Genomic DNA, 24,801 nt, shown 5'->3' on the forward strand with positions numbered 1-24,801 from the left:
GTGAAGTTGCGGGTGAAGCTTTTTGCAAAAATCGGGGTAACAGATTTGTTGTGATTGAGGCATCTTTCTGGCGCAGAGAGCTTGCCCGCACGCAAGCTGCTTGCTCGGGCAGTCTACAGGGTGCGCCTAGCCGGTATAATCTCGGTTGCTCAACCAATTGCAAGCGATCCCTCCGCGCGGCGCAGCCTGCCAGACCAGCGCCTCGGCCGCTTCCGCTTTACCCCTCATTCCCATGCTCGCACAACAGAAACAACGCATCTCCGACCTGTTCTCGTCCGCCTTGCAGCCGCTGCTGGCTGATAGCGGCCTGACCCCGACCATCACCCTGGAGCGTCCGCGCGATGCCTCGCACGGCGACATCGCCTGCAACATCGCCATGCAGCTGGCCAAGCCGCTCAAGAAGAATCCGCGCGAGCTGGCGCAAGCCATCGTCGCCGCCGTCATGGCCGACCCGGCGCGCGAGGGGCTGGTGGAATCCGTCGAGATCGCCGGCCCGGGCTTCATCAACCTGCGCGTGGCGGCCGCTGCCAAGCAGGCGGTGGTCAAGGTGATCCATGAACAGGGCGAGGCCTTCGGCCGTGGCAGCCTGGGCGCCGGCAAGAAGGTGCTGGTCGAGTTCGTCTCGGCCAACCCCACCGGTCCGCTGCACGTGGGCCATGGCCGCCAGGGCGCGCTGGGCGATGCGCTGTCGTCGCTGCTGGAAGCCCAGGGCTTTGATGTGCTGCGCGAGTTCTACTACAACGATGCCGGCGTGCAGATCGCTACCCTGGCCACCTCGGTGCAGGCGCGTGCGCGCGGCTTCAAGCCGGGTGACGCCGCGTGGCCCGAGTCGGCCTACAACGGCGACTACATCGCCGACATCGCGCGCGACTTCCTCGACAAGAAGACCGTCTCGGCCAGCGATGGCGAGCCCGTCACCGGCAGCGGCGAGGTCGACGACATCGAATCGATCCGTCGCTTTGCCGTGGCCTACCTGCGTCATGAACAAGACCTGGACCTGCAGGCCTTCGGCGTGAAGTTCGACAATTACTATCTGGAATCCTCGCTCTACGCCGACGGCAAGGTGGCAGCCGCCGTGGACGCGCTGGTCGCCGCCGGCAAGACGTATGAACAGGATGGCGCGCTGTGGCTGCGTACCACCGACTATGGCGACGACAAGGATCGCGTCATGAAGAAGACCGACGGCACCTATACTTACTTCGTGCCCGATGTCGCCTATCACATCAACAAGTGGCAACGCGGCTACGGCAAGGTCATCAATATCCAGGGCAGCGACCACCACGGCACCATCGCGCGCGTGCGCGCCGGCCTGCAAGCCGCCGGCGTGGGCATTCCCCAGGGTTATCCCGACTACGTGCTGCACAAGATGGTCACCGTCATGCGCAATGGTGAAGAGGTCAAGATTTCCAAGCGTGCCGGTTCCTATGTGACCCTGCGCGACCTCATCGAATGGTCCGCCGGCGAGCCGGTCGAGGGCGAGCAGCGCGACCTCACGCGTGGCCGCGATGCGGTGCGCTTCTTCCTCATCTCGCGCAAGGCCGATACCGAGTTCGTCTTCGATGTCGACCTGGCGCTGGCGCAGTCCGATGAAAACCCGGTCTATTACGTCCAGTATGCGCACGCCCGCATCTGCACCGTGCTGGGCAAGTCGGGCGTGGATGAAGAGGCGCTCAAGAGCACGGCTGACCTGTCGCTGCTGACGGCCCCGCGCGAAGCCTCGCTCTTGGCCAAGCTGGCCGAGTATCCGGACATGCTGGCCCATGCTCTGCAAGAGCTGGGACCGCACCAGGTCGCCTTCTACCTGCGCGATCTGGCAGGCGAACTGCATAGCTACTACAATGCGGAACGCGTGCTGGTCGATGATGTCCCAACCAGGTCCGCACGCCTGGCGCTGTTGTCCGCCACCCGCCAGGTGCTGCGCAACGGCCTGGCACTGTTGGGCGTATCGGCTCCGGCCAGAATGTAAAACAAGCTAAAACAAGCAGCTAAAGAGAAACGTGAAACCGTTGAACGCGAAATATCACAAGCAGGCCGGCGGTACGCTGCTCGGCCTGATCCTGGGTTTGATCGTCGGCCTGGGGATCGCCGTGGGTGTGGCATTGATGATCACCAAGTCGCCCATCCCCTTCGTCAACAAGGTCGCGCGCCCCGAGCGCACCGATCCGACCCCGGCCCAGGCGGCCGACCCCAACCGGCCGCTCTACGGTAACCGCGACATCGCCCGCGATGCCGCGCGCGACCAGCAGCAGTCGCAGACGCCGGTGCCGCCCAACACGGCATCGGCGCAGCCGGTCCCGCCGGTGGCGCCGACCCCTCAGGCCAGCCCGGCACCGTCCAGGCCCGACGCCAAGGCCCCGGCGGCCACGTCTGCTACCTCCAAGAACGACACCAACGACGACAAGTGGACCTACTTCCTGCAGACCGGTGCCTTCCGCGATCAGGCCGACGCCGAAAGTGGCCGTGCCAAGCTGGCCCTGCTGGGCTTTGAGGCCAAGGTCAGCGAGCGCACTGCCGACAGCGGCGTGCTCTATCGCGTGCGCATCGGTCCCTTCGAGCATGCCGACGCGATGAACCGTACGCGCAGCAAGCTGTCCGATAACGGGGTCGATGCTGCCATCGTGCGCATTCCCAAATAATCAGAATGCACCCGTGGATGCCGGCGGCAGGGGATGACCGACCGGCACGACGGGCGCGGGACGGCTACCGGCCTGTCCCACCGACTATCCATCAGAGAGGGTAATACCATGCGTTTCCATCAAAAGCTGCTGGCCGCGGTCAGCTTCGGCGTACTGGCCTTCACCGCCAGCGTTGGCGCCTCGGCTTCGCCGGCCAATCCGCAAGTGGGCAGCGACTACCGCGTGCTGGAGCAGGCCCAGCCGACCGATTCCGGCAACAAGGTCGAAGTGACCGAATTCTTCTGGTTCGACTGCCCGCACTGCGCCGCCTGGGACCCGTCGCTGACGGCCTGGGTCAAGAAGCAGGGTGACAAGATCAACTTCAAGAAGGTGCCGGTGGCCTTCCGCGACAGCTTCGTGCCGCAGCAGAAGCTCTACTACACCCTGGAAGCCATGGGCAAGGCTGAAGAGCTGACCCCCAAGATCTTCCACGCCATCCACGTCGAAGGCCAGCGCATCAATACCGACAAGACCATCCTGGCCTACATCGAAAAGATCGGCCTGGACAAGCAGAAATTCCTCGACCTCTACAACTCCTTCGGCATCCAGACCAAGGCTCGCCGCGCAGCGCAGTTGCAGGAAGCCTACAAGGTCGACGGCGTACCCATGATTGCCATCGATGGCCGCTATGTCACCTCGCCCGCCGTGGTCGGCGTGGCCCTGGCCAATCAGCCGGAATCGATGCAGCAAGCCGCTGCCCTGCAGGTGATGGATCACCTGGTGGCCAAGGTGGCCGCCGAGAAGGCCGCCGGCAGCAGCCACGCAAAAAAGAAATAAGCTTCACCCGTTCCGCACGGTCCGCGTCCGCAAGGCCGCGGACCGTTGTCATTTGGGCAGCAGAAATTACCTAAACCTTCATATCACCTCAGGAGCAGGCATGGCCAACCTCCCCGTCGTTGCAGCCCAGGAACGCGTGTTCCTGACCGGAGCTTCCAGCGGTATCGGCATGGCGCTGGCGCGGGCCTATGCCCGGCGTGGCGCCATCCTCGGCCTGGTCGCACGGCGCAAGGTCGAGCTGGAGGCCTTGTGCGCCAGCCTGCCGCATGCTGAGCGGCACCGTGTCTATGCCGTCGACGTGACCGACCACGCCGCGCTGGCTGCGGCCGCCGACGCCTTCCTGACCGAGTTCGGCGGGGCCGACGTGGTCATTGCCAACGCCGGCATTTCGCAGGGCACGCTGACCGAATACCAGGAAGACCTGCCGGCCTTCGAACGCATCCTGGCCGTCAACGTCACGGCCACCTTTGCCACCTTCACGCCCTTCGTGGCGCGCATGAAGGCGGCGCCCGAGGACCAGCGCCGCCGCTGCCGCCTGGTCGGCATCGGCAGCGTGGCCGGCATTCGCGGCCTGCCGGGGGCGGGCGCCTACAGCGCCTCCAAGGCCGCCGTCATCAGCTACTGCGAATCGCTGCGGGTGGAATTGCGCGGCAGCGGCATCCAGGTCGTCACCATCGCGCCCGGCTACATCGATACCCCGATGACGCGCGTGAACACCTATCCCATGCCCTTCCTGATGCCGGTGGAGCGCTTTGCCGAGCGCGCTGTCGAGAGCATTACCGAGGGCGTGAGCTATCGCGTCATTCCCTGGCAGATGGGCGTGGTGGCCAAGCTGCTGAGATTGCTGCCGAACTGGCTGTACGATATGGCCTTCGCCCGCGCCCCGCACAAGCAACGCAATCCGTAAATCTGGCGGCCTTGCTCGCCTTTGGAGTTTTTCATGAAGATCATTTTTGCCGGCACGCCGGAATTTGCCGCCGTTGCGCTCGAAGCACTCTATGCCGCCGGTCACGAGATCACCCTGGTGCTGACCCAGCCCGACCGCCCGGCCGGACGCGGCATGCAGCTGCAGGCTTCGCCCGTGAAGCAATGCGCGATCAAGCATGGCACACCCGTAGCGCAGCCGGTCTCGCTGCGTCTGAACGGCAAGTATCCGGAGGTGGCGCAGGAGGCCCATGCCCTGCTGCAATCGACCCCGCATGACGTGATGGTGGTGGCGGCCTACGGCCTGATCCTGCCGCGCAGCGTGCTCGACATCCCGCGTTACGGCTGCATCAACATCCATGGTTCGCTCCTGCCGCGCTGGCGCGGTGCCGCGCCCATTCATCGCGCCATCGAGGCGGGCGATGCCGAGACCGGCATCACCATCATGCAGATGGAAGAGGGGCTCGATACCGGCCCCATGATGTTGATTGAAAGCGTCCCCATCGCCGAGGACGACACCACCGGCAGCCTGCATGACAAGCTGGCCGCGCTGGGCGGCAAGATGATCGTGGAAGCCATTGCCAAGCTGGAGCGCGGCGAGCTCTCAGCCACCCCGCAGCCCGACGAGGGCGCCAATTACGCCGCCAAGATCGCCAAGGAAGAGGCCGCGCTCGACTTCAGCCAGAGCGCCGACCAGCTGGCCCGCCGCATCCGCGCCTTCAATCCCTTCCCCGGCGCCACCGGTCGTTTCGGCGATACGGTCGTCAAGCTATGGCAGGCGCGTCCGGTCAAGGTGGCGCAACAGGGCGAGCCGGGACAGGTGCTGTCGGCCGATGCCCAGGGCGGCATCGTGGTGGCCTGCGGTGAAGGGGCGCTGCTGCTGACCGAATTGCAGAAGCCGGGCGGCAAGCGCCTGGCCGCCGCAGAATTCCTCAAGGGCTTCCCACTCGAAGGCGGGCGCTTCGCCTGAGCCCATCCGGCAGGCATTTCCGGCGCGAATGATGACTTAGTTTCAAACGCGGACAAAGTCTTCCATCCGGGCCTGAATGCCTGCGCGCCTCAACGCGCAGGTTCTGCATCGAACTGCCTGAGCACCAGCGGCAGATGCCGCCAGAACAGTTCCTCTCCCAGATGCACACGCGCCTGCCAGTCATCGGCAGCATCGTCATCGGCGCCATCGGTGATGAACTTGAAGGCCCGCCAAGGGATGCCGAAGTGGCTGCACACCCGGGCGATGGCAAACAATTCCATATCCACCAGATCCACCTTCTGCTGCCGCAGCCAGTCATCGGCGGCTGTCACGAAGCTGTCGCCGGTGCCGCACAAGACGCCCGGATAGCCGGAGACCAATCGGGAGGGTTGTTGCTCCTGGTTCATCAGCGGCGTCACCCCGCGCGGCGCCAGCGGGGTGGCATCCATGTCGCGCTGGAGCACGGCGGCCACTTCCAGCAAGCCATCATGCAGGGGATCGATCTTGCCGGCCGTGCCGAAATTGATGAGCGCGCGCGGACGATGCGTCAGGATGGCCTGCGTCGTATGCAGCGCGGCATTGACCTTGCCCACGCCGCAATAGACCACCTGTACGCCTGCCGGGGCCGCTGCGGCGTCGAGTTCACTTTCCAGGGCGGTCAGGATGAGGATGGGTGCTTGATCGGGCATCGGTATAAATAGTTAACGGTTTGCAACGAAGCACAGCCCGCAAAGCCTGCCGGGAGGCGGGGGAAGGGTGCTTTGACGTATAATCGGGTTCACTTTTTGCCTGTTGAACCGGTCCGTTTCTGGCCGGTTTTTTTATCCGCAGCGCGCGTGCGCGCGGGAACAGGCCTCGCATTGTTGCCGTAACCAGAGAAAAACGCCAGATGAAGCCGAACGAACTGTGCCAGACCGAATTGCTGCTGCGCGACCTGATGTCGCAGCGCATCCTCATCCTCGATGGCGCCATGGGCACCATGATCCAGCGCTACAAGCTGACTGAAGAGGATTATCGCGGCCAGCGTTTCGCCGACTTCAGCGTTCCCGGCAAGGAGATGTTCGTCAAGGGCAACAATGAACTGCTCTCGCTGACCCAGCCGCACATCATCCAGGAAATCCACGAGCAATACCTGGCCGCCGGTGCCGACCTGATCGAGACCAATACCTTCGGCGCCACCAGCGTGGCCCAGGACGACTACCACATGGCGCATCTGGTCTACGAGATGAACGTGGAATCGGCCCGTCTGGCACGCGCCGCCTGCGACAAGTACTCGACCCCGGACAAGCCGCGCTTCGTGGCCGGTGCCCTGGGCCCCACGCCCAAGACCGCTTCCATCTCGCCGGACGTCAACGACCCCGCTGCCCGCAACGTCACGTTTGATCAACTGGTCACCGCCTACCTGGAGCAGACCCGCGCGCTGGTCGAAGGCGGTGCCGACGTGCTGCTGGTGGAGACCATCTTCGACACGCTCAACTGCAAGGCGGCTTTGTTCGCCATTGATACTTTCTTCGAAGAGAGCGGCAAGCGCCTGCCCATCATGATTTCGGGCACCGTCACCGACGCCTCCGGCCGCATCCTCTCGGGCCAGACCGTGACCGCCTTCTGGAACTCCATCCGCCACGCGCGTCCGCTCACCGTGGGCCTGAACTGCGCGCTGGGTGCGGCGCTGATGCGTCCCTATGCGGAAGAGCTTTCCAAGATCGCCGACACCTTCGTCTGCATCTATCCGAATGCCGGCCTGCCCAATCCGATGAGCGACACCGGTTTCGATGAAACCCCCGATGTCACCTCGGCCCTGTTGAAGGAATTCGCCGAAAGCGGTTTCGTCAACGTCGCCGGTGGCTGCTGCGGCACCACGCCGCCGCACATCAAGGCCATTGCCGAGACGGTCGCCACGATTGCGCCGCGCAAGCTCCCCGAGCCCACGCACGAGATGCGCCTGTCGGGTCTGGAGCCCTTCACCATCAATGACGATTCGCTGTATGTCAATGTCGGCGAGCGCACCAACGTCACCGGTTCGAAGGCTTTTGCCCGCCTGATCCTGAACGAACAGTACGACGAAGCCCTGGCCGTGGCGCGCCAGCAGGTCGAAAACGGTGCGCAGATCATCGACATCAACATGGATGAGGCGATGCTCGATTCGGTCGCCGCCATGACGCGCTTCCTCAACCTGATCGCCTCCGAGCCCGACATCGCGCGCGTGCCCATCATGATCGACTCCTCCAAGTGGGAAGTGATCGAAGCGGGCCTGAAGTGCGTGCAGGGCAAGTCCATCGTCAACTCCATCTCGATGAAGGAAGGCGAGGAAAAATTCCTGCGCGAAGCCAAGCTGTGCCGTCGCTATGGCGCCGCCGTCATCGTCATGGCCTTCGACGAAGTGGGCCAGGCCGATACCTTCGCCCGCAAGATCGAGATCTGCGAACGCGCCTATCGCCTGCTGGTGGACAAGCTGGACTTCCCGCCCGAAGACATCATCTTCGACCCCAACATCTTTGCGGTCGCCACCGGTATCGAGGAACACAACAACTACGCGGTCGACTTCATCGAAGCCACCCGCTGGATCCACCAGAACCTGCCCTACGCCAAGATCAGCGGCGGTGTCTCCAACGTGTCCTTCAGCTTCCGCGGCAATGACCCGGCGCGCGAAGCGATCCATACTGTCTTCCTGTATCACGCCATCAAGGCCGGCATGACCATGGGCATCGTCAACGCCGGCATGATCGGCGTCTATGACGACCTGCCGGCCGAGCTGCGCGAGCGCGTCGAAGATGTGGTCCTGAACCGCCGCGAAGACGCTACCGAGCGCATGATCGAGTACGCCGCCACGCTCAAGGCTGGCGACAAGAAGGAAGAAGCCACGCTCGAATGGCGCAACCTGCCGGTGGCCAAGCGCCTCTCGCATGCGCTGGTACACGGCATTACGCAGTGGATCGTGGAAGACACCGAAGAGGTGCGCCAGCAGGTCGCTGCCGATGGTGGTCGTCCTATCCACGTGATCGAAGGTCCGCTGATGGACGGCATGAACGTGGTCGGTGACCTCTTCGGCCAGGGCAAGATGTTCCTGCCGCAGGTGGTCAAGTCGGCGCGGGTGATGAAGCAGGCCGTGGCGCACCTGATCCCTTTCATCGAAGAAGAGAAGCGCCAGCTCGAAATCGCCACCGGTGAAGTCGCCAAGCCCAAGGGCAAGATCGTCATTGCCACCGTCAAGGGTGACGTCCACGACATCGGCAAGAACATCGTCACCGTCGTCCTCCAGTGCAACAACTTCGAAGTGGTCAACATGGGCGTGATGGTGCCCTGCGCCGAGATCCTGGCCAAGGCCAAGGAAGAGAAGGCCGACATCATCGGACTCTCCGGCCTGATCACGCCCTCGCTGGAAGAGATGGCGTATGTCGCCAAGGAAATGCAGCGCGATCCGTATTTCGCGGGTCTCAAGATGCCGCTGATGATCGGTGGCGCGACGACCTCGCGCGCCCACACGGCGGTCAAGATCGCGCCCAACTACGAAGGCCCGGTGGTCTACGTGCCGGACGCCTCGCGCGCCGTGTCGGTGGCGCAATCGCTGCTGGCTGACGAGCAGAAGACGCAATACGTGGCCGACCTGAACGCCGACTACGAACGCATCCGCGAACAGCACGCCAGCAAGAAGGCCGCGCCCATGCTGTCGCTGGCCGCAGCCCGTGCCAACAAGACCAAGTTGGAATTCGCCCCGGTCAAGCCCAAGTTCATCGGCCGTCGCCTGTTCAAGAATGTGGACCTGGGTTTGCTGGCCAACTATATCGACTGGGGTCCGTTCTTCCAGACCTGGGACCTGGCCGGTCCTTACCCTGCCATCCTCACCGATGAAGTCGTGGGCGAAGCCGCGACCAAGGTCTTCCAGGAAGCCCAGGCGATGCTGAAGAAGATCATCGATGGCCGCTGGCTCACGGCCAATGGCGTCATTTCGCTCTTGCCGGCCAACACCGTCAACGATGACGACATCGAGATCTACACCGACGACAGCCGCAGCCAGGTCGCCTTCACCTATTACGGCCTGCGCCAGCAGACCGAAAAGCCGGTGGTCGATGGCGTGGCGCGTCCCAACCAGTGCCTGTCGGACTTCATCGCGCCCAAGGAGTCTGGCGTGCAGGATTACATCGGCATGTTTGCCGTGACCGCTGGCCTCGGTATCGAGAAATACGAAAAGCGTTTCGAGGATGCGCATGACGATTACTCGTCCATCATGCTCAAGGCTCTGGCCGACCGCCTGGCCGAAGCCTTCGCCGAATACCTGCATGAGCGCGTACGCAAGGACCTGTGGGGCTATGCGGCTGACGAGAACCTGAGCAGCACCGATCTCATCAAGGAAAAATATCTCGGCATCCGTCCCGCGCCCGGCTATCCGGCCTGCCCCGAGCACACCGTCAAGGCGGACGCTTTCCGCGTCATGCAGTGCGACGAGATCGGCATGCAGTTGACCGAGTCTTACGCCATGTTCCCCGGTGCCTCGGTGTCGGGCTTCTACTTCGCGCATCCGCAGTCGAAGTACTTCGTGGTCGGCAAGATCGGCGAGGATCAGGTGGTCGACATGGCAGAGCGCCGCCATGTGCCCAAGCAAGACGTGGAACGCTGGCTGGCCCCTAATCTGTAAATGATTTACGGAATCAAGCAAACCGTCCGGCTCCTGTGCCGGACGGTTTGTTTCATTCCTGAACCTTTCTCGCTGGTTCTTGTATTGCGCCGTCGTCCTGCTATCATCCACGCCCGCCGTTTCGTCGCCTCGTTTTTTCCATGATTGATTCTGCTGACCACGTCACCCATGCACTGCCCGTGACCGTGGCTACGCGCCTGCACTTCACCGATGGCAACACGCGCGCCATCTTCACCGTCGACCTGGTGCAGGATCTGTTGGGCGACTGGGTGCTCACGCAAGCCTGGGACGGCATCGAAGGCCGCAGCGCGGTGCGCCGGGTAGTGGTGGCCGGACATGAGGAGGGCTTGCGGATGCTGCAGAAGATTGCGCGGCACAAGGAGCGGTTGGGGTTTCGGCCGGTGCATCTTTATCACGTGGGGTGAGGCTGCCCGCTTTCCTTCCAGAACGCCGTTCGCGCCTTGCTGGTCCGGGCGGCTTTTTTGTACGTCCACCAGCAAGCCGGCATGCTGCGTGATAGGCTAGTCAGCCTGGAATTTGCACCTATCGGGTGCAGTTTGTTGCGCGGCCGGTAAAAAACTTAGAAATGCCGACGCAAAAACTAAATCATCAATAATGTAAAAAATTAGTCCGGAGACAGCCGTGCCTTCTTCATTGTCCCATTCTGCCACCGACCGTTACCAAGTCGATTCCTCCTATGCCGTACTGCGCCTGTGCATCACCCTGGTCCTCATGATCGTGGGCGCCAGCGGCATGTACGTGATGGCGGTGGTGCTGCCGGCGGTGCAGGCGCATTTCCAGGTAGATCGTGGCCTGGCCTCCATGCCCTATACCCTGACCATGCTGGGCGTGGGTGTCGGCGGCCTCTTCATGGGCCGCATGGCTGACCGCTACGGCATCATGCGCCCGCTGCTGCTGGGCGGGGCCTGCCTGGGTGCAGGCTTCATCGCGGCCGCGCTGGCGCCCAACATCTGGTGCTTCATGGCCGCCCATTGCCTGCTGATCGGCTTGCTGGGCACGGCCTGTACCTTCTCGCCGCTGGTGGCCGATACCTCGCTGTGGTTCCGCAAGCGGCGCGGCATCGCCGTGGCGGTGTGCGCCAGCGGCAACTACCTGGGCGGCGCGCTGTGGCCGCCCATCGTCCAGCACTTTGTCGATAGCGTCGGCTGGCAGCAGACCTACATCGGCATGGGCATCGCCTGCAGCCTCATCATGTGCAGCCTGGCCCTGCTCATGCGCGCCCGCCCGCCGGTGCAGGACAGCGCGACTGTCACCGCCCGCCCCGGCGGCGGCCCGCGCCCCTTCGGCCTGGCACCGGGCTCGGCGCAGCTGCTGCTGTGCGTGGCGGGTGTCGCCTGCTGCGTCGCCATGGCCATGCCCCAGGTCCATATCGTCGCCTACTGCGGCGACCTCGGCTATGGCCCGGCGCGCGGTGCCCAGATGCTCTCGCTGATGCTGGCCTGCGGCGTGGTCAGCCGTCTGGTCTCCGGCGCCATCTGCGACCGCATCGGCGGCCTGCGCACGCTGCTGCTGGGCTCGGCGCTGCAGGGCCTGTCGCTGCTGCTGTTCATCCCCTTCGACAGCCTGGCCTCGCTCTATCTCATCTCGGCCCTGTTCGGTCTGTTCCAGGGCGGCATCGTGCCCTCGTATGCCATCATCGTGCGTGAATACTTCCCCGCCGCCGAAGCGGGTCAGCGCGTGGGCGCGGTCATCATGGCCACCATGTTCGGCATGGCCCTGGGCGGATGGATGTCGGGCAAAATCTTTGACCTCACCGGCAATTACCACGCCGCCTTTGCCAACGGCATCGCCTGGAACCTGTTGAACCTGAGCATCGCCGTGCTGCTGTTGACAAGGGTGCGCGGCATGCAGCTGCGCGCCGCCTGAGAGAAATGGGCGCAACGGCGCAACGGCAGATGGCGCCGTGGTTGGCAGCGTAGCGGCTTTCAGCTACGCTGCCGGGTCAACCTTCAATGCCGTTTTTTCTCATCGCGCCATGTTCATCCTCTTCCTCAAGGCGGTCGTCCTGATCCCGATCACGCTCTTGCCCATCCTTAATCCCCTGGGCATCGCGCCGGTCTTCGCCAACCTGCTGGGCAACGTCAGCCGCAGCACCGAAAAGCGCATCGCGCGCCAGGTCGCCATCAATTGCTGGTTCATGCTGGTGGCGGCCATCTTCATCGGCTCGCACGTGCTGACCTTCTTCGGTATCTCGCTGCCCATCGTGCGCGTGGGGGGCGGTCTGCTGGTGGCGGTCTCGGGCTGGAAACTGCTCAACGACAACAGTCAGGACAGCTCCATCCCCACGCAAGTGGCCAAGTCCTATGACGAAGACCTGCCCGACGACGAAATCAAGGCGCGCAGCTTTTATCCGATGAGCTTCCCCCTGACCGTCGGCCCCGGCACCATCGCCGCTTCCATCACGCTGGGCGCCAATACGCCGACCCGCCTGCTGGATTGGGTCATCTCGGTCGGCAGTGCCGCCCTGGGCGCGGCGCTCACGGCACTGGTGATCTTCCTTTGCTACAACTATGCGCACAAGCTGGTGCTGCTGATGGGGCGCCTGGGCACCATGGTGGTGCTGCGCCTGTCGGCCTTCATCCTGCTGTGTATCGGGATCCAGATCTTCTGGTCGGGGATGTCGGCGCTGCTGGCCGAGGCTGGGATCAGTGGCGTGGCGCCGTGACGGGGTGGGAGGAATTTCAGGAAATCTGAAGCAGGATAGTTAGTTGCAATATGGAAATAACTAACTATTTCAGCCAGCCCAGCTCATCCAGCGCATCCTGCACCAGCTCCAGCCGCAAGAGCGGATTGTCCAGCGCCAGCAGGCTTTGCTTGAGGTTGACGGTAATGGGCATCATCTCGGCCCAGCGGTTGGCCACCCAGCCGCAATCTTCCAGCCGGTAAGGCGCGGCGATGGGCACTTCACTGTCCGGCAGGCCCTGGCGCAACACCGATTGCAGCAGATTCTCCAGCGCCTGCGCGGTATTGCGCAACTCCTCGGGGATTGTCACGGCGCGGTCCGCTTCCATCATCTCCACTTGCGCGGTCCATAGTCCGTGTTTCTGCTGCTCGGCCTGCACGATGCGAAAGCGTTCGCCACCCAGACAGGCGATGCGCATGAGACCGGGCGAGGGCGTGCTCCATTCCTGGATGCGCGCCAGCGTGCCCACGCCGACGAAGCGTTCGCTCTGGCCAGGGCGCCGCACTTCCGATCCTTCCGTCAGGGCCACCACGCCGAAGCTGCTGCCCTCGGCGATGCACTTGCCTATCATGTCCAGGTAGCGCACCTCGAAGATCTGCAGCGGCAGCCGCCCTTCCGGAAAGAGCGTGCTGGCCAGCGGAAACAGCGGGATGGTCCGGGCCGAGATCGGCGGGCGCGGGGTGGCGGGGGCGGCGGGCATGGTTACTCCTGGCGGCGGTCACTCACGAACGCAGAGCATACCGGTTCTCGGCCACGCATTCATAGCGCTGCACGATGTAGCCGTTGTCGTCCACGCTCTCCAGATAGACGTCGAACTGCCACAGCCGCGCCATGTGGCGCAGCACCTCGTTGGTACTGTCGCCCAGCGAGCGGCCATCGCTGCGGAAGTGGCGCAGCGTGAGGCTGCGGTTGCCGCGCGTGTTGACCGACCAGACCTGGATGTTGGGTTCGCGATGGTTGATGTCGTACTGCCGGGACAGGGCCTGGCGCACGTACTGGAAGCCGCGCTCGTTGTGGATGGCCGAGACCTCGATCTCGCTGCGCGCCTCGTCATCGAGCACGGCGAACATGCGCATGTCGCGCATGAGCTTGGGTGAGAGATATTGCGCAATGAAGCTCTCGTCCTTGTAGTTGCGCATCACGTATTGCAGGGTATCGAGCCAGTTGCGCCCGGCGATGTCGGGGAACCACTCGCGGTCTTCATTGGTGGGATTCTCGCAGATGCGGCGGATGTCGCTCATCATCGAGAAGCCCAGTGCATACGGATTGATGCCGTTGTAATACGGTTTGGTGATGGGCGGCTGGAACACCACATTGCTGTGCGAGTGCAGGAATTCCATCATGAAGCCATCGGTCAGGCGGCCCTGGTCATAGAGCGTATTCAACAGCGTGTAATGCCAGAAGGTGGCCCAGCCTTCGTTCATCACCTGGGTCTGACGCTGGGGATAGAAATACTGGCCGACCTTGCGCACGATGCGGATGACTTCGCGTTCCCACGGCTCCAGCAGGGGGGCATTCTTCTCGGCGAAATACAGCAGGTTCTCCTGTGGCTCGGACGGGAAGCGGCCTTCCACGGCGGCGGCCGCCGTTTCCTTTTTTGCCGGCAAGGTGCGCCACAGCTCGTTGACCTGCGACTGCATATAGGCTTCGCGTTCGCGCTGGCGCGCCTTCTCCTGTGCCAGCGACAGGCGTTGCGGACGCTTGTAGCGGTCCACGCCGTAATTCATCAGCGCATGGCAGGAGTCCAGCAATTCCTCCACGCGTTCGAAGCCATGCCGTTCCTCGCACTCGGCGATGTAATTGCGCGCATACACCAGGTAATCGATGATGGCGCTGGCGTCCGTCCACAACTGGAACAGGTAATTGCCCTTGAAGAAGGAGTTGTGGCCATAGGCCGCATGGGCGATGACCAGGGCCTGCATGGTCATCGTGTTCTCTTCCATCAGGTAGGCGATGCAGGGATCGGAATTGATCACGATCTCGTAGGCCAGGCCCATCTGCCCGCGCTTGTAGTCGCGTTCGGTCAACATGAAATGCTTGCCGTAGGACCAGTGGCGATAGTTGACCGGCATGCCGTGCGAGGCATAGGCATCCATCATCTGCTCGGCCGAGATGATCTCCAGCTGGATGGGGTAGATGTCCAGCTCGTAACCCTTGGCCACGCGTGCGATTTCCTCGTTGTAGCGCTCGATGAGATCAAAGCTCCAGTCCGAGGGGCAAGGCAGCGGGTCATGCTTGAAGCGGCTGTTCATGCGTGCACCTGCTTTTCAAAGAGTTCGCGGAAGACCGGATAGATCTCGGCGGCCGATTGCACCTTCTTCATGGCGAAGTGCGGATGCGATTCGATCAGCTGCATGTACTCGGTCCACAGGTTCTGTTCCGGCTCGGCCACCTGGATGTAGGCGAAGTAGCGTGTCAGTGGCAGGATGGCGGACTCCAGCAGTTCACGGCACTTGGGGGAATCGTCGTTCCAGTTGTCGCCATCCGAGGCTTGCGCGCCATAGATGTTCCATTCGCTGGGCGAATAGCGTTTGGTGATGATGTCGTGCATCAGCTCCAGTGCGCTGGAGACTACCGTGCCGCCACTTTCCTGCGAATGGAAGAAGGTGTTTTCATCGACTTCATCGGCGCGGGTGTGATGGCGGATGAAGACCACTTCGATGTGTTCGTAATTGCGCGTGAGGAAGAGATACAGCAGGATGAAGAAGCGTTTGGACAAATCCTTGCGCTGCTCATCCATCGAGCCCGATACGTCCATCACGCAGAACATCACCGCACGGCTGGAGGGCTGCGGCTGGCGCACCCTGTTCACATAGCGCAGATCGAAAGGGTCGATGAAGGGGATGCGCAGGATGCGGGCGCGCAAATGCTTCACTTCCTCTTCCAGCAGCGGGATGTCGGCGCTGTGCTCCTGAGGCTTGCGCTTCATCTCGGCCAGCGCTTCTTCGGCGGCATCGAGCTGGCGCTGCAGCGGCCCGCCCAGGGCGATGCGGCGGCCCAGCGAAGAGCGCAGCGAACGCACCACGTCGATATTGTTGGGCGAACCATCGACCGAATACCCGGCACGCTGGTTCTTCCAGTTGGGTACTTGCAGCAGATTGGTTTCCACCAGACGCGGCAGTTCCAGGTCCTCGAAGAAGTAGTGCATGAATTCTTCGCGGGTCAGTTCGAAGGTGAAGTCGTCCTGTCCTTCACCGTCGTTGCTGGCACTGCTGCCGCCCCCACCACCGCTGCCGCCGTTCTGGCGCGGGATGCGGTCACCCTGCAAATAATCCTGGTTGCCCGGATGCACGGCTTCGCGCTTGCCACCCTTGCCGTGATGGAAGAAGGGCTCCGAGACATCCTTGCGCGGGATGCTGATGCTCTTCGATTTTTCCAGATCGGTGATGCTGCGGTCGCGCACGGCGTCCGCCACCGAACGTTGGATATGCCCCTTGAAGCGCCGCAGGAAGCGCTCCCTGTTGGCGATGCTCTTGTTCTTGCCAGCCAGCCTGCGGTCGATGATCTGATGCAGCACTCGGTTCTCCTGCTAGTGGTCGGCGGTGCGCCAGGCGCACGGCGCCGAAGGGTCGCCGCGCGCATCGCCGTGCTTGGAGCGGGCGATGCGCAACAGCGGCGCTTACGAGGACTTGCGCACGCGCAGGTACCATTCGCACAGCAGGCGTACCTGCTTGGGCGTGTAGCCCTTGCTGACCATGCGGTTGACGAAGTCTTCGTGTTTCTGCATTTCTTCGGTGGAGCCCTTGGCGTTGAAGGAAATCACCGGCAAGAGGTCTTCGGTGTTGGAGAACATCTTCTTCTCGATCACCACGCGCAGTTTTTCATAGCTGGTCCACAGCGGATTCTTGCCACCGTTGTTGACCCGCGCACGCAGCACGAAGTTGACGATCTCGTTGCGGAAGTCCTTGGGGTTGCTGATGCCGGCCGGCTTCTCGATCTTTTCCAGTTCCGCATTCAGGGCCGCGCGGTCGAAGCTTTCGCCGGTATCGTGATCGCGGTATTCCTGATCCTGGATCCAGAAGTCGGCATAGGTCACGTAACGGTCGAAGACGTTCTGGCCATATTCCGAATACGATTCCAGATACGCGGTCTGGATTTCCTTGCCGATGAATTCGGCATAGCGCGAGGCCAGCGTGTCCTTCACGAAGGAGAGATATTTCTGCTCGACTTCCTGCGGGAACTGCTCGCGCTCGATCTGCTGCTCCAGCACGTACATCAGGTGCACCGGATTGGCCGCTACCTCGGTGGTATCAAAGTTGAACACGCGCGAAAGGATCTTGAAGGCGAAGCGCGTGGAGATGCCGTTCATGCCCTCATCCACACCGGCATAGTCGCGGTACTCCTGATAGGACTTGGCTTTCGGATCGGTATCCTTGAGGTTCTCGCCGTCATAGACCTGCATCTTGGAGAAGAGGCTCGAATTCTCCGGCTCCTTCAGGCGCGTCAGTACCGAGAACTGCGCCATCATCTTCAGCGTGCCGGGGGCGCATGTCGCCTTGCCCAGCGAAGAGCTGCGGATCAGCTTTTCGTAGATCTTGATTTCTTCCGAGACGCGCAGGCAATACGGCACCTTGACGATGAAGATGCGGTCCAGCAGCGCTTCATTGTTCTTGTTGTTGCGGAAGGCCTTCCATTCCGATTCGTTGGAGTGGGCCAGGATGACGCCATCGAAGGGGATCGCACCAAAACCTTCGGTGCCCTTGAAGTTGCCTTCCTGCGTGGCCGTCAACAGCGGGTGCAGCACCTTGATGGGGGCCTTGAACATTTCCACGAACTCCAGCAGGCCCTGGTTGGACAGGCACAGGCCGCCCGAATAGCTGTAGGCGTCGGCATCGTCCTGCGAATATTGTTCCAGCTTGCGGATGTCGACCTTGCCGACCAGGGTGGAAATGTCCTGGTTGTTTTCATCGCCCGGTTCGGTCTTGGAAATGCCGATCTGGCGCAGGATGGACGGATAGCGCTTGACCACACGGAACTGGCGGATGTCGCCGTTGTACTCGTGCAGGCGCTTGACCGCCCAGGGGCTCAGGATGGGTTTGAGATAGCGGCGCGGGATGCCGTACTGCTCTTCGAGGATGGGGCCGTCTTCGTCGTAATCGAACAGGCCCAGCGGCGATTCATTGACCGGCGAACCCTTGATGGAATAGAAGGGCACCTGCTCCATCAATTGCTTCAAGCGTTCGGCGATGGAGGACTTGCCACCACCGACCGGGCCCAGCAGATAAAGGATCTGCTTCTTCTCTTCCAGACCCTGCGCGGCATGGCGGAAATACGAAACAACCTGCTCGATGACTTCTTCCGCGCCATAGAACTCCTTGAAGGCGGGATAGACCTTGATGACCTTGTTGGCGAAGATGCGCGAGAGGCGCGGATCTTCCCGGGTGTCGACCTTCTCCGGTTCGCCGATGGCCATCAGCATCCGTTCGGCAGCCGATGCGTAGACTGCCGGGTCGTTCTTGCAAAGATTCAGATACTCTTCAAGCGATAATTCTTCTTCTCTGGTCTTGTCGAACCGGCTTGCAAAGCTGCTGTAGATATCCATACCACCTCCGTCGCTCTCAAAAAAGTACGAAACAGATTCATATGTCTGGACTTGCCATCTGCGGTTATCGAAGAACGCGTCGGTGACTCTGTACTGCGTCATTGCCGGTGTGTTCTTTGAAAGCCGTAGCATCCACAGCGTGATGCGAAGATCTTTTCGGATCGTGTTTTTATTCTATTCCTTTTTTTGCTTCCTCTTGCTGATCCCATTAGTGCAGCTTCGTTCAGCAAGCCCAGGATTTTCCCTGCATGTTCCCGTGCGTTGAGCTGACGCTCTGATCCCCTTGCCGACACAGGGATATTGGAAGCCTCGTTCACATCATGCTCTTTCAATGTGCGCAGCGCGTCAGCGGTTGACCATACGGTGCGCTATTTTCGCGCAGGACACCATGGTGAAATCCCTGATAGCCGACGCAAGAGAACAGGCGGACAATGCCCGTGGGGCCATTCAGAGCAGGCCGGACGGGCTGGTCCTGCCGATGCGGTGGTCCTCCTCCTCCCGGTGCCTTTTGCGCATGCTTGTGCACCGATCTCTTTCCTTCATATCCCGTTATAGCTGGAATCGTGCCAGGCATGTTTGTCATATTGCAGGGTGCCGCCCGCATGAACCATCTTTTTTGTAACGGCGACGATTGCGCTCTTGCTCTGTTGCTGATCCGCCTCATCCCCAGCCGGTGCGCATCCCGGGCGCACCGATGTCCAGCGCCGCTGAAAAAATGCTTTAGATGATTTACAGATTTGTTCATGCGCCGGGCGCATGGACTGTTTGCGTTTTCTTCATGCCTCCTCCCCATCCGATGAAGGTATTGGCAGGATCACGGGAGATGTCTTGCAAGCAACTTCATATCGTGTTTTTCCCGGGCAGGCGCGGCACCGGGAGAGGCCGGGATTGCGAGCGGATGCGGCAATTCCGCCACGTTCTGCCTCTGACGCCGGCCGTTGCGGGGGCGGGGAGGGCGCAAAAGCGCATAAGTCATTGACAGCCAAGGGGAAAATGCAGTCTAATTCAGGGTTCACCATCTGAAGAATTGCGCGCGGTGCCGACGCAGTGCTGTTTCAGTTGCCCACCGGTCGATTACCCAGGTATTGCACCGGGAGGCGGCAGAGGCCAACAGAGTTAATGGTGTCAGCGATGCAGGGGCTGCCGGCTTGTTGGGCGGCAGGGCATCGGTGATGCGGAACAGGCACACCGAAAGCGGTTCCAGAATTCCGATTTATTTTTGCTGTTTGCTCCAAGGCAGCCCAACTTAGCGAGTCCAACATGAAACGTACTTACCAACCTTCCGTCGTGCGTCGCAAGCGTACCCATGGTTTCCGTGCCCGTATGGCCACCCGTGGCGGCCGTGCCGTGATCAACGCCCGTCGCGCCAAGGGCCGCAAGCGTCTGGCTGCTGTTTAAGCCGGGGCCTTGCGCAGCCGTTTCGTGTGACGGACGTCCGTACATCGCTTCCAGCACGTCAAGCAGGCGACTTCCCACGCGATCGGCGAATCGTTAAAACGGATGAGTTTTCATCCGTTTTTCGTTTGCGCCCCGTGTATCGTACCGAGCATTTCGTGTTGTACGCACGCCGCAACAGCCTGCCGCAAGCCCGTCTGGGCGTGGTGGCGGCCAAGCGGCTGGCACCCCGTGCGGTCACCCGCAACACGATCAAGCGGGCTACCCGCGAGCTGTTTCGGCAGGCCCAGCTGCCTGCCGTGGACTGCATCGTGCGGCTGTCGCGCCCGGTCAATACCAGGAAGGATCCTGCCCGCAGTGTGGCAGTCAAGCTCATGCTGCGCGCCGAACTGACGCAATTGTTCGCCTTCCTGCCGAGCGCCCCCGCGTTCGCCAGGAAATAGCCAGGAAAACAGGAAGTGATGAAGACCCCTCTGCTCCTGCTGTTACGTGCCTACAAGCTGGGAGTGAGCCCTTTCCTGGGGCAGAATTGCCGTTTCTATCCCAGCTGTTCCGACTATGCCGCCGAGGCGGTGCGCCTGCATGGCGCGCTCAAGGGCAGCCTGCTGGCCGGCCAGCGCCTGTGCAAGTGCCATCCCTGGCATGCCGGCGGCCTGGATTTCGTGCCGGGTTCGGCCGAGGCACGTGCGCATGCCGAGGCAGAGGCAGAGGCAAGAGGCCCGTCTTCTTCGATTGCCGTTCCCGATTCCCCGACCACTGCGCTGCCGTCTTCGGTAGCGCGGCTGTCTCCCCCTGTGGCCGCTGACGGTTGCAGCCACTCCTGAACTCATCAATACGCATATGGATATCAAACGTACCGTCCTGTGGGTTGTATTCTCCTTCTCCCTGCTACTGCTGTGGGATGGCTGGATGCGCCATAACGGACATCAGTCGATGTTCTTCCCGTCGGCCACCCCGACTCAGGAGCAAGCCGCCGCCAATCCGGCCGCACCCACCGCCAGCCCGACCGGGTCCCCCGTGCCGCAGGCCGGCACGCCCGCACCGGCACCTGGCGCCGTGCCGGGGGCTGACGTGGCTGCCGCCACCAAGGGCGAAACCATCACCATCACCACCGACCTGGTCAAGGCCAGCATCGATACCGTGGGCGGTGAGTTGAAGCGCTTGGAATTGCTGAAGCAACCGGACGTGGTCGACCCGACCAAGAATGTCGTGCTGTTCGATTCCGAACCGGGCCACATGTACCTGGCCGAGTCGGGCCTGATCGGCGGTCCCTTCCCCAACCACAAGACCCTCTTCACTGCCCAGGCCGGTCCGCGTACGCTGGACAATGGCAATGAAATCCAGCTGGTGCTGGTGGCCGAGCAGGGTGGCGTGAAGCTGACCAAGACCTACACCTTCAAGCGCGACAGCTACCTGATCGACATCAAGCACACCGTGACCAACACCACGGGCGCGGCGATCAATCCTTCGCTGTACCTGCAACTGGTGCGCGACGGCAACAAGCCCGGTGGCGAATCGCACTTCTACAGCACCTTCACCGGTCCTGCGGTGTACAGCAACGCCGAGCATTTCGAGAAGCTGGACTTCGAGAAGATCGCCAACGGCAAGCAGCAGCACGTCAACAAGGCTGACAATGGCTGGTTCGCCATGGTGCAGCATTACTTCGTCTCGGCCTTCATCCCGCCCGAGAAGGCGCAGCGCGACATCTTCAGCAAGAAGGTCGGCGACAACCTGTATGCGGTCGGTTCCATCCTGCCGCTGGGCACCGTGGCACCGAACGCCAGCGTGACCATGGACAGCCAGCTGTATTCCGGCCCGACCATTTCCAAGACCCTGCAGGCCATTGCCCCGGGCCTGGATCTGGTGCGCGACTACGGCCACCTGACCGTGATCGCCGAGCCCATCTTCTGGCTGATGACCCACATCCACAACCTGGTGGGCAACTGGGGCTGGACCATCATCCTGCTGACGGTGCTGATCAAGCTGGTGTTCTTCCCGCTGTCGGCCGCCAGCTATCGCAGCATGGCCAAGATGAAGGCGGTCTCGCCGAAGATGCAGGCCATCCGCGAACGCCACAAGGGTGATCCGCAAGCCATGAACCGCGAGATGATGGCGCTCTACAAGACCGAGAAGATCAATCCGCTGGGGGGCTGCCTGCCCATCGTGATCCAGATCCCGGTGTTCATCTCGCTGTACTCGGTGCTGCTGGCATCGGTGGAAATGCGCGGCGCGCCGTGGCTGGGCTGGGTGCATGACCTGACCGCACCTGACCGTCTGTTCGGCACCATCCCTTACTTCAACATGCCCATCGGTCTGTTGCCGATCATCATGGCAGCGTCGATGTTCCTGCAGACCAAGCTGAACCCGACCCCGCCGGATCCGGTGCAGGCCAAGGTGATGATGTTCATGCCGCTGGTGTTCTCGTTCATGTTCTTCTTCTTCCCGTCCGGCCTGGTGCTGTACTGGGTGACCAACAACATCCTGTCGATCACGCAGCAATGGGTGATCACCCGCAACATCGATAGCGGCAAGACCAAGTAATCCGGTTCTTGCAGGCCATCAAAGGAAAAACCCGTGGAATCCACGGGTTTTTTTTCGGTCGTACCGGGCAGGCAGGTTTAACATGGCTTTACGTCGTTGCTCCGAGGGGGAGCAGCGGCGGTCTCACCTCAACACAACAACAAGTACTCGCAGATGACTTTCGATTCTTCTCCCATTGCCGCCATCGCCACCGCACCCGGACGCGGAGGCATTGGCGTGGTCCGCATTTCCGGCAAGAACCTGGCGCCGGTGATGCGCGCCGTATGTGGTCGCGACAGCCTGTCGCCGCGTCATGCCACCTATCTGCCTTTCCTCAACGAGGATGGCAGTCCGATCGACCAGGGCCTGGCGATCCATTTCCCGGCCCCGCATTCCTACACCGGGGAGGATGTGCTGGAGCTGCAGGGACATGGCGGCCCGGTGGTGATGCAGATGTTGCTGGCGCGCTGTGTGCAGGCCGGCAGCGAAATCGGTCTGCGCCTGGCCGAGCCGGGCGAATTCACCCAGCGCGCCTTCCTGAACGACAAGATCGACCTGGCCCAGGCCGAGGCCGTGGCCGACCTGATCGAAGCCACCACCGAGGCGGCGGCCAAGTCGGCCTCCGAATCGCTCTCGGGTGCCTTCTCCAGGGTGATTCATGAGCTGGTGGACCAGGTCACGCGCCTGCGCATGCTGGTGGAAGCGACGCTGGATTTCCCCGAGGAAGAAATCGATTTCCTCAAGCAGAGTGACGCCCGCGGTCAGTTGGCCACCATCCGCGCCACGCTGGAAGAGGTCTTCAGGCATGCGGCCCAGGGGGCCTTGCTGCGTGATGGATTGAATGCGGTGCTGGCCGGCAAGCCCAACGTGGGCAAGTCCTCGCTGTTGAACGTACTGGCCGGATCGGATGTGGCCATCGTCACGCCCATCGCGGGCACCACGCGCGACAAGGTGACGCAGACCATCCAGATCGAGGGCATGCCGCTGAACATCATCGATACCGCCGGCATTCGCGAGGCCGGCGAGGATGGCAGCGGCCCGGATGAAGTCGAGCGCATCGGCATCGAGCGCACCTGGGCCGAGGTGGCCAAGGCCGATGTGATCCTGCACATGCTGGACGCTGACCGTGGCCCTACGCTGGAAGATGAGAAGATCACCGCGCGCTTTCCTGAAGGCGTACCCATCATCCGCATCTGGAACAAGATCGACCGCTCCGGCCACAAGCCGGCCGTGGATACCATGCCCGATGCCACGCACGTTTACCTTTCGGCGGCCGAAGGACAGGGCGTGGACTTGTTGCGGGCCGAATTGCTGCGCATTGCAGGCTGGCAGCAGACAGTGGAGTCGCGCTATCTGGCCCGCGAGCGTCACTTGCTGGCGTTGAAGGCGGCCGATGAGCACCTGGCCCATGCGGCGGCGCATGCGGCGCTGGACAATGAGGCCGGTGAACATGCGCTGGATCTGTTTGCGGAAGAACTGCGGCTGGCGCAGGAGCGCTTGTCCAGCATCACCGGCAAGTTCACGCCGGATGATTTGCTGGGGGTGATCTTTTCGCGCTTCTGTATCGGGAAATGAGCTTGCTCCCAAATCGGAGCATGTCGTGTTTGGACGACAACAAGTTACCCAATCCTGACAGATAGCTCACAGTCCACTGCACAATTGCAACGGATGTTACAGCGTGTAAAAACGTTGGAGGCGCAAGAGGGGCATCGTTATTCTGAAGTTCCTCCCCCTCCAATTCATCACCCCTGAGAATTGGATTTAACCCGCCACCGCAAGGTGCGCGGGTTTTTTTATATCCATACCGATCTGTCCAGGCTCTGCAGCAAAGGAGCGGCGCTGCTAAGATGCCAGCTGCCTGAATTCATCCCTCTCACATCACCATAGGAAAAAGAGCATGTCCGCCAATCCGCGCAACGCTGACTATCCCATTGATCCGCAATTCCTGAACCGCTGGTCTCCGCGCGCCTACAACGGTGCCGAGATCTCTGAAGAAACCGTCCTGACTTTCCTGGAAGCCGCCCGCTGGGCGCCCTCGGCCTACAATGCGCAGCCCTGGCGCTTCGTCTACGCGCGTCGTGGCACGCCGGCCTGGGACAGCCTGCTGGGTCTGTTGAACGAATTCAACCGTAGCTGGTGCGCCAATGCTTCGGCGCTGATCGTGGTGTTGTCGCGGACCGTGATGGTGCCGCCGGGTGCGACCGAGGCGGTGCCTGCGCCGACCCATTCCTTCGACACCGGCTCGGCCTGGGGTTATCTGGCCTTGCAGGCGTCGCTGTCGGGCTGGCATGCGCACGGCATGGCCGGTTTCGACAAGGACCGCGCCCGCACTGAACTGAATGTGCCGGCTGAATTCTCGGTGGAAGCCATGGTGGTGGTGGGCAAGCTGGGTGACAAGTCGGTCCTGCCGGAAGGGTTGCAGGCACGTGAAGTGCCCAGCCCGCGTGAGCCGCTTTCCAAGCTGGCATTCGAGGGCAAGTTCAAGGCATAAGGCCTGCTCGTAAAATATTTCGCAATTTTCTAAAAAAGGCCTGGCTTTTTGAAAAAGTCTCTCCTATAATAGCGATCTTTCAGCAAGCAAGGACAGCTGAAACGGTTTTAGGAGTGGTAGTTCAGTTGGTTAGAATACCGGCCTGTCACGCCGGGGGTCGCGGGTTCGAG

Annotated in this window: 21 protein-coding genes; 15 read left to right on the forward strand and 6 right to left on the reverse strand. The window is 62.0% G+C overall.

Going from position 1 to position 24,801, the window contains the following annotated elements:
* The first annotated feature begins 232 nt into the window (after positions 1–232).
* From argS to fmt, 5 genes are all read left to right on the forward strand, one after another.
* Positions 233–1,966 (forward strand): arginine--tRNA ligase, encoded by a 1,734-nt coding sequence (gene argS, locus HNO82_RS12720; protein WP_034351406.1) that lies wholly within the window; start codon positions 233–235, stop codon positions 1,964–1,966.
* A gap of 31 nt (positions 1,967–1,997) precedes the next feature.
* Positions 1,998–2,636 carry an SPOR domain-containing protein gene (locus HNO82_RS12725; protein WP_008332971.1) on the forward strand — a complete coding sequence of 213 codons (639 nt, stop codon included), beginning with the start codon at positions 1,998–2,000 and terminating at the stop codon, positions 2,634–2,636.
* Between the two features lie 108 nt (positions 2,637–2,744).
* Complete coding sequence (locus HNO82_RS12730; protein WP_008332970.1) at positions 2,745–3,452, forward strand: thiol:disulfide interchange protein DsbA/DsbL; 708 nt, start codon at positions 2,745–2,747, stop codon at positions 3,450–3,452.
* Positions 3,453–3,552: 100 nt separating this feature from the next.
* Positions 3,553–4,359 (forward strand): SDR family oxidoreductase, encoded by an 807-nt coding sequence (locus tag HNO82_RS12735; protein ID WP_008332969.1) that lies wholly within the window; start codon positions 3,553–3,555, stop codon positions 4,357–4,359.
* Between the two features lie 33 nt (positions 4,360–4,392).
* Positions 4,393–5,346, forward strand: coding sequence for a methionyl-tRNA formyltransferase (gene fmt, locus HNO82_RS12740; RefSeq protein WP_175343971.1), 954 nt, complete (start codon positions 4,393–4,395; stop codon positions 5,344–5,346).
* Positions 5,347–5,435: 89 nt separating this feature from the next.
* On the opposite strand, the gene HNO82_RS12745 is transcribed toward fmt, so the two are convergent.
* Positions 5,436–6,035 (reverse strand): 5'-methylthioadenosine/S-adenosylhomocysteine nucleosidase, encoded by a 600-nt coding sequence (locus HNO82_RS12745; protein ID WP_008332967.1) that lies wholly within the window; start codon positions 6,033–6,035, stop codon positions 5,436–5,438.
* Positions 6,036–6,235: 200 nt separating this feature from the next.
* On the opposite strand from HNO82_RS12745, the gene metH reads away from it, so the two are divergent.
* The 4 genes from metH (at position 6,236) to HNO82_RS12765 (ending at position 12,665) form a co-directional block, all read left to right on the forward strand.
* Positions 6,236–9,979: a methionine synthase gene (metH, locus tag HNO82_RS12750; RefSeq protein ID WP_008332965.1), complete on the forward strand. Its 3,744-nt coding sequence runs from the start codon at positions 6,236–6,238 to the stop codon at positions 9,977–9,979.
* A 140-nt stretch (positions 9,980–10,119) separates the two neighbouring features.
* Positions 10,120–10,404, forward strand: a complete 285-nt coding sequence (locus HNO82_RS12755) for a WGR domain-containing protein (RefSeq protein ID WP_008332962.1) — start codon at positions 10,120–10,122, stop codon at positions 10,402–10,404.
* A 217-nt stretch (positions 10,405–10,621) separates the two neighbouring features.
* Positions 10,622–11,866 carry an MFS transporter gene (locus tag HNO82_RS12760; protein WP_502709275.1) on the forward strand — a complete coding sequence of 415 codons (1,245 nt, stop codon included), beginning with the start codon at positions 10,622–10,624 and terminating at the stop codon, positions 11,864–11,866.
* 109 nt (positions 11,867–11,975) lie between these two features.
* Complete coding sequence (locus HNO82_RS12765; RefSeq protein ID WP_034351390.1) at positions 11,976–12,665, forward strand: MarC family protein; 690 nt, start codon at positions 11,976–11,978, stop codon at positions 12,663–12,665.
* Between the two features lie 64 nt (positions 12,666–12,729).
* Here HNO82_RS12765 and HNO82_RS12770 read toward each other — a convergent pair whose 3' ends face one another.
* From HNO82_RS12770 to HNO82_RS12790, 5 genes are all read right to left on the reverse strand, one after another.
* Positions 12,730–13,383 carry an LON peptidase substrate-binding domain-containing protein gene (locus HNO82_RS12770; protein ID WP_175343972.1) on the reverse strand — a complete coding sequence of 218 codons (654 nt, stop codon included), beginning with the start codon at positions 13,381–13,383 and terminating at the stop codon, positions 12,730–12,732.
* Between the two features lie 22 nt (positions 13,384–13,405).
* On the reverse strand, positions 13,406–14,935 hold the full coding sequence (locus HNO82_RS12775; protein WP_008332933.1) for a SpoVR family protein: 1,530 nt from the start codon (positions 14,933–14,935) through the stop codon (positions 13,406–13,408).
* A complete protein-coding gene (locus HNO82_RS12780; RefSeq protein ID WP_175343973.1) occupies positions 14,932–16,200 on the reverse strand; it encodes a YeaH/YhbH family protein in 1,269 nt (422 codons plus the stop codon). Before HNO82_RS12780 ends, HNO82_RS12775 begins: the two co-directional genes overlap by 4 nt.
* Positions 16,201–16,302: 102 nt before the next feature.
* Positions 16,303–18,225, reverse strand: coding sequence for a PrkA family serine protein kinase (locus tag HNO82_RS12785; protein WP_008332931.1), 1,923 nt, complete (start codon positions 18,223–18,225; stop codon positions 16,303–16,305).
* 539 nt (positions 18,226–18,764) lie between these two features.
* Positions 18,765–18,983 (reverse strand): hypothetical protein, encoded by a 219-nt coding sequence (locus HNO82_RS12790; protein WP_175343974.1) that lies wholly within the window; start codon positions 18,981–18,983, stop codon positions 18,765–18,767.
* A gap of 502 nt (positions 18,984–19,485) precedes the next feature.
* On the opposite strand from HNO82_RS12790, the gene rpmH reads away from it, so the two are divergent.
* The 6 genes from rpmH (at position 19,486) to HNO82_RS12820 (ending at position 24,631) form a co-directional block, all read left to right on the forward strand.
* On the forward strand, positions 19,486–19,623 hold the full coding sequence (gene rpmH / locus HNO82_RS12795; protein WP_006461360.1) for a 50S ribosomal protein L34: 138 nt from the start codon (positions 19,486–19,488) through the stop codon (positions 19,621–19,623).
* 26 nt (positions 19,624–19,649) lie between these two features.
* Positions 19,650–20,063, forward strand: a complete 414-nt coding sequence (gene rnpA / locus HNO82_RS12800; protein WP_175343975.1) for a ribonuclease P protein component — start codon at positions 19,650–19,652, stop codon at positions 20,061–20,063.
* An 18-nt stretch (positions 20,064–20,081) separates the two neighbouring features.
* On the forward strand, positions 20,082–20,444 hold the full coding sequence (gene yidD / locus HNO82_RS22465) for a membrane protein insertion efficiency factor YidD (protein ID WP_008332925.1): 363 nt from the start codon (positions 20,082–20,084) through the stop codon (positions 20,442–20,444).
* Between the two features lie 16 nt (positions 20,445–20,460).
* Positions 20,461–22,161, forward strand: coding sequence for a membrane protein insertase YidC (gene yidC, locus HNO82_RS12810; protein ID WP_175343976.1), 1,701 nt, complete (start codon positions 20,461–20,463; stop codon positions 22,159–22,161).
* Between the two features lie 153 nt (positions 22,162–22,314).
* Positions 22,315–23,715, forward strand: a complete 1,401-nt coding sequence (gene mnmE, locus HNO82_RS12815; RefSeq protein WP_175343977.1) for a tRNA uridine-5-carboxymethylaminomethyl(34) synthesis GTPase MnmE — start codon at positions 22,315–22,317, stop codon at positions 23,713–23,715.
* A 322-nt stretch (positions 23,716–24,037) separates the two neighbouring features.
* Entirely contained in the window at positions 24,038–24,631 is a 594-nt protein-coding gene (locus HNO82_RS12820) for a nitroreductase family protein (RefSeq protein ID WP_175343978.1), read from the forward strand.
* The last annotated feature ends 170 nt before the right edge of the window (positions 24,632–24,801 follow it).

Source organism: Herbaspirillum sp. C9C3 (assembly GCF_013359625.1).
Lineage (GTDB): Bacteria > Pseudomonadota > Gammaproteobacteria > Burkholderiales > Burkholderiaceae_D > Herbaspirillum.

Coding starts and splice junctions, on each gene's coding strand:
- argS (WP_034351406.1), top strand. CDS start 233: ATGCTCGCACAACAGAAACAACGCATCTCCGACCTGTTCTCGTCCGCC.
- HNO82_RS12730 (WP_008332970.1), top strand. CDS start 2,745: ATGCGTTTCCATCAAAAGCTGCTGGCCGCGGTCAGCTTCGGCGTACTG.
- HNO82_RS12735 (WP_008332969.1), top strand. CDS start 3,553: ATGGCCAACCTCCCCGTCGTTGCAGCCCAGGAACGCGTGTTCCTGACC.
- fmt (WP_175343971.1), top strand. CDS start 4,393: ATGAAGATCATTTTTGCCGGCACGCCGGAATTTGCCGCCGTTGCGCTC.
- HNO82_RS12745 (WP_008332967.1), bottom strand. CDS start 6,035: ATGCCCGATCAAGCACCCATCCTCATCCTGACCGCCCTGGAAAGTGAA.
- metH (WP_008332965.1), top strand. CDS start 6,236: ATGAAGCCGAACGAACTGTGCCAGACCGAATTGCTGCTGCGCGACCTG.
- HNO82_RS12755 (WP_008332962.1), top strand. CDS start 10,120: ATGATTGATTCTGCTGACCACGTCACCCATGCACTGCCCGTGACCGTG.
- HNO82_RS12765 (WP_034351390.1), top strand. CDS start 11,976: ATGTTCATCCTCTTCCTCAAGGCGGTCGTCCTGATCCCGATCACGCTC.
- HNO82_RS12770 (WP_175343972.1), bottom strand. CDS start 13,383: ATGCCCGCCGCCCCCGCCACCCCGCGCCCGCCGATCTCGGCCCGGACC.
- HNO82_RS12775 (WP_008332933.1), bottom strand. CDS start 14,935: ATGAACAGCCGCTTCAAGCATGACCCGCTGCCTTGCCCCTCGGACTGG.
- HNO82_RS12785 (WP_008332931.1), bottom strand. CDS start 18,225: ATGGATATCTACAGCAGCTTTGCAAGCCGGTTCGACAAGACCAGAGAA.
- HNO82_RS12790 (WP_175343974.1), bottom strand. CDS start 18,983: ATGCGCCCGGCGCATGAACAAATCTGTAAATCATCTAAAGCATTTTTT.
- rpmH (WP_006461360.1), top strand. CDS start 19,486: ATGAAACGTACTTACCAACCTTCCGTCGTGCGTCGCAAGCGTACCCAT.
- yidD (WP_008332925.1), top strand. CDS start 20,082: ATGAAGACCCCTCTGCTCCTGCTGTTACGTGCCTACAAGCTGGGAGTG.
- yidC (WP_175343976.1), top strand. CDS start 20,461: ATGGATATCAAACGTACCGTCCTGTGGGTTGTATTCTCCTTCTCCCTG.
- mnmE (WP_175343977.1), top strand. CDS start 22,315: ATGACTTTCGATTCTTCTCCCATTGCCGCCATCGCCACCGCACCCGGA.
- HNO82_RS12820 (WP_175343978.1), top strand. CDS start 24,038: ATGTCCGCCAATCCGCGCAACGCTGACTATCCCATTGATCCGCAATTC.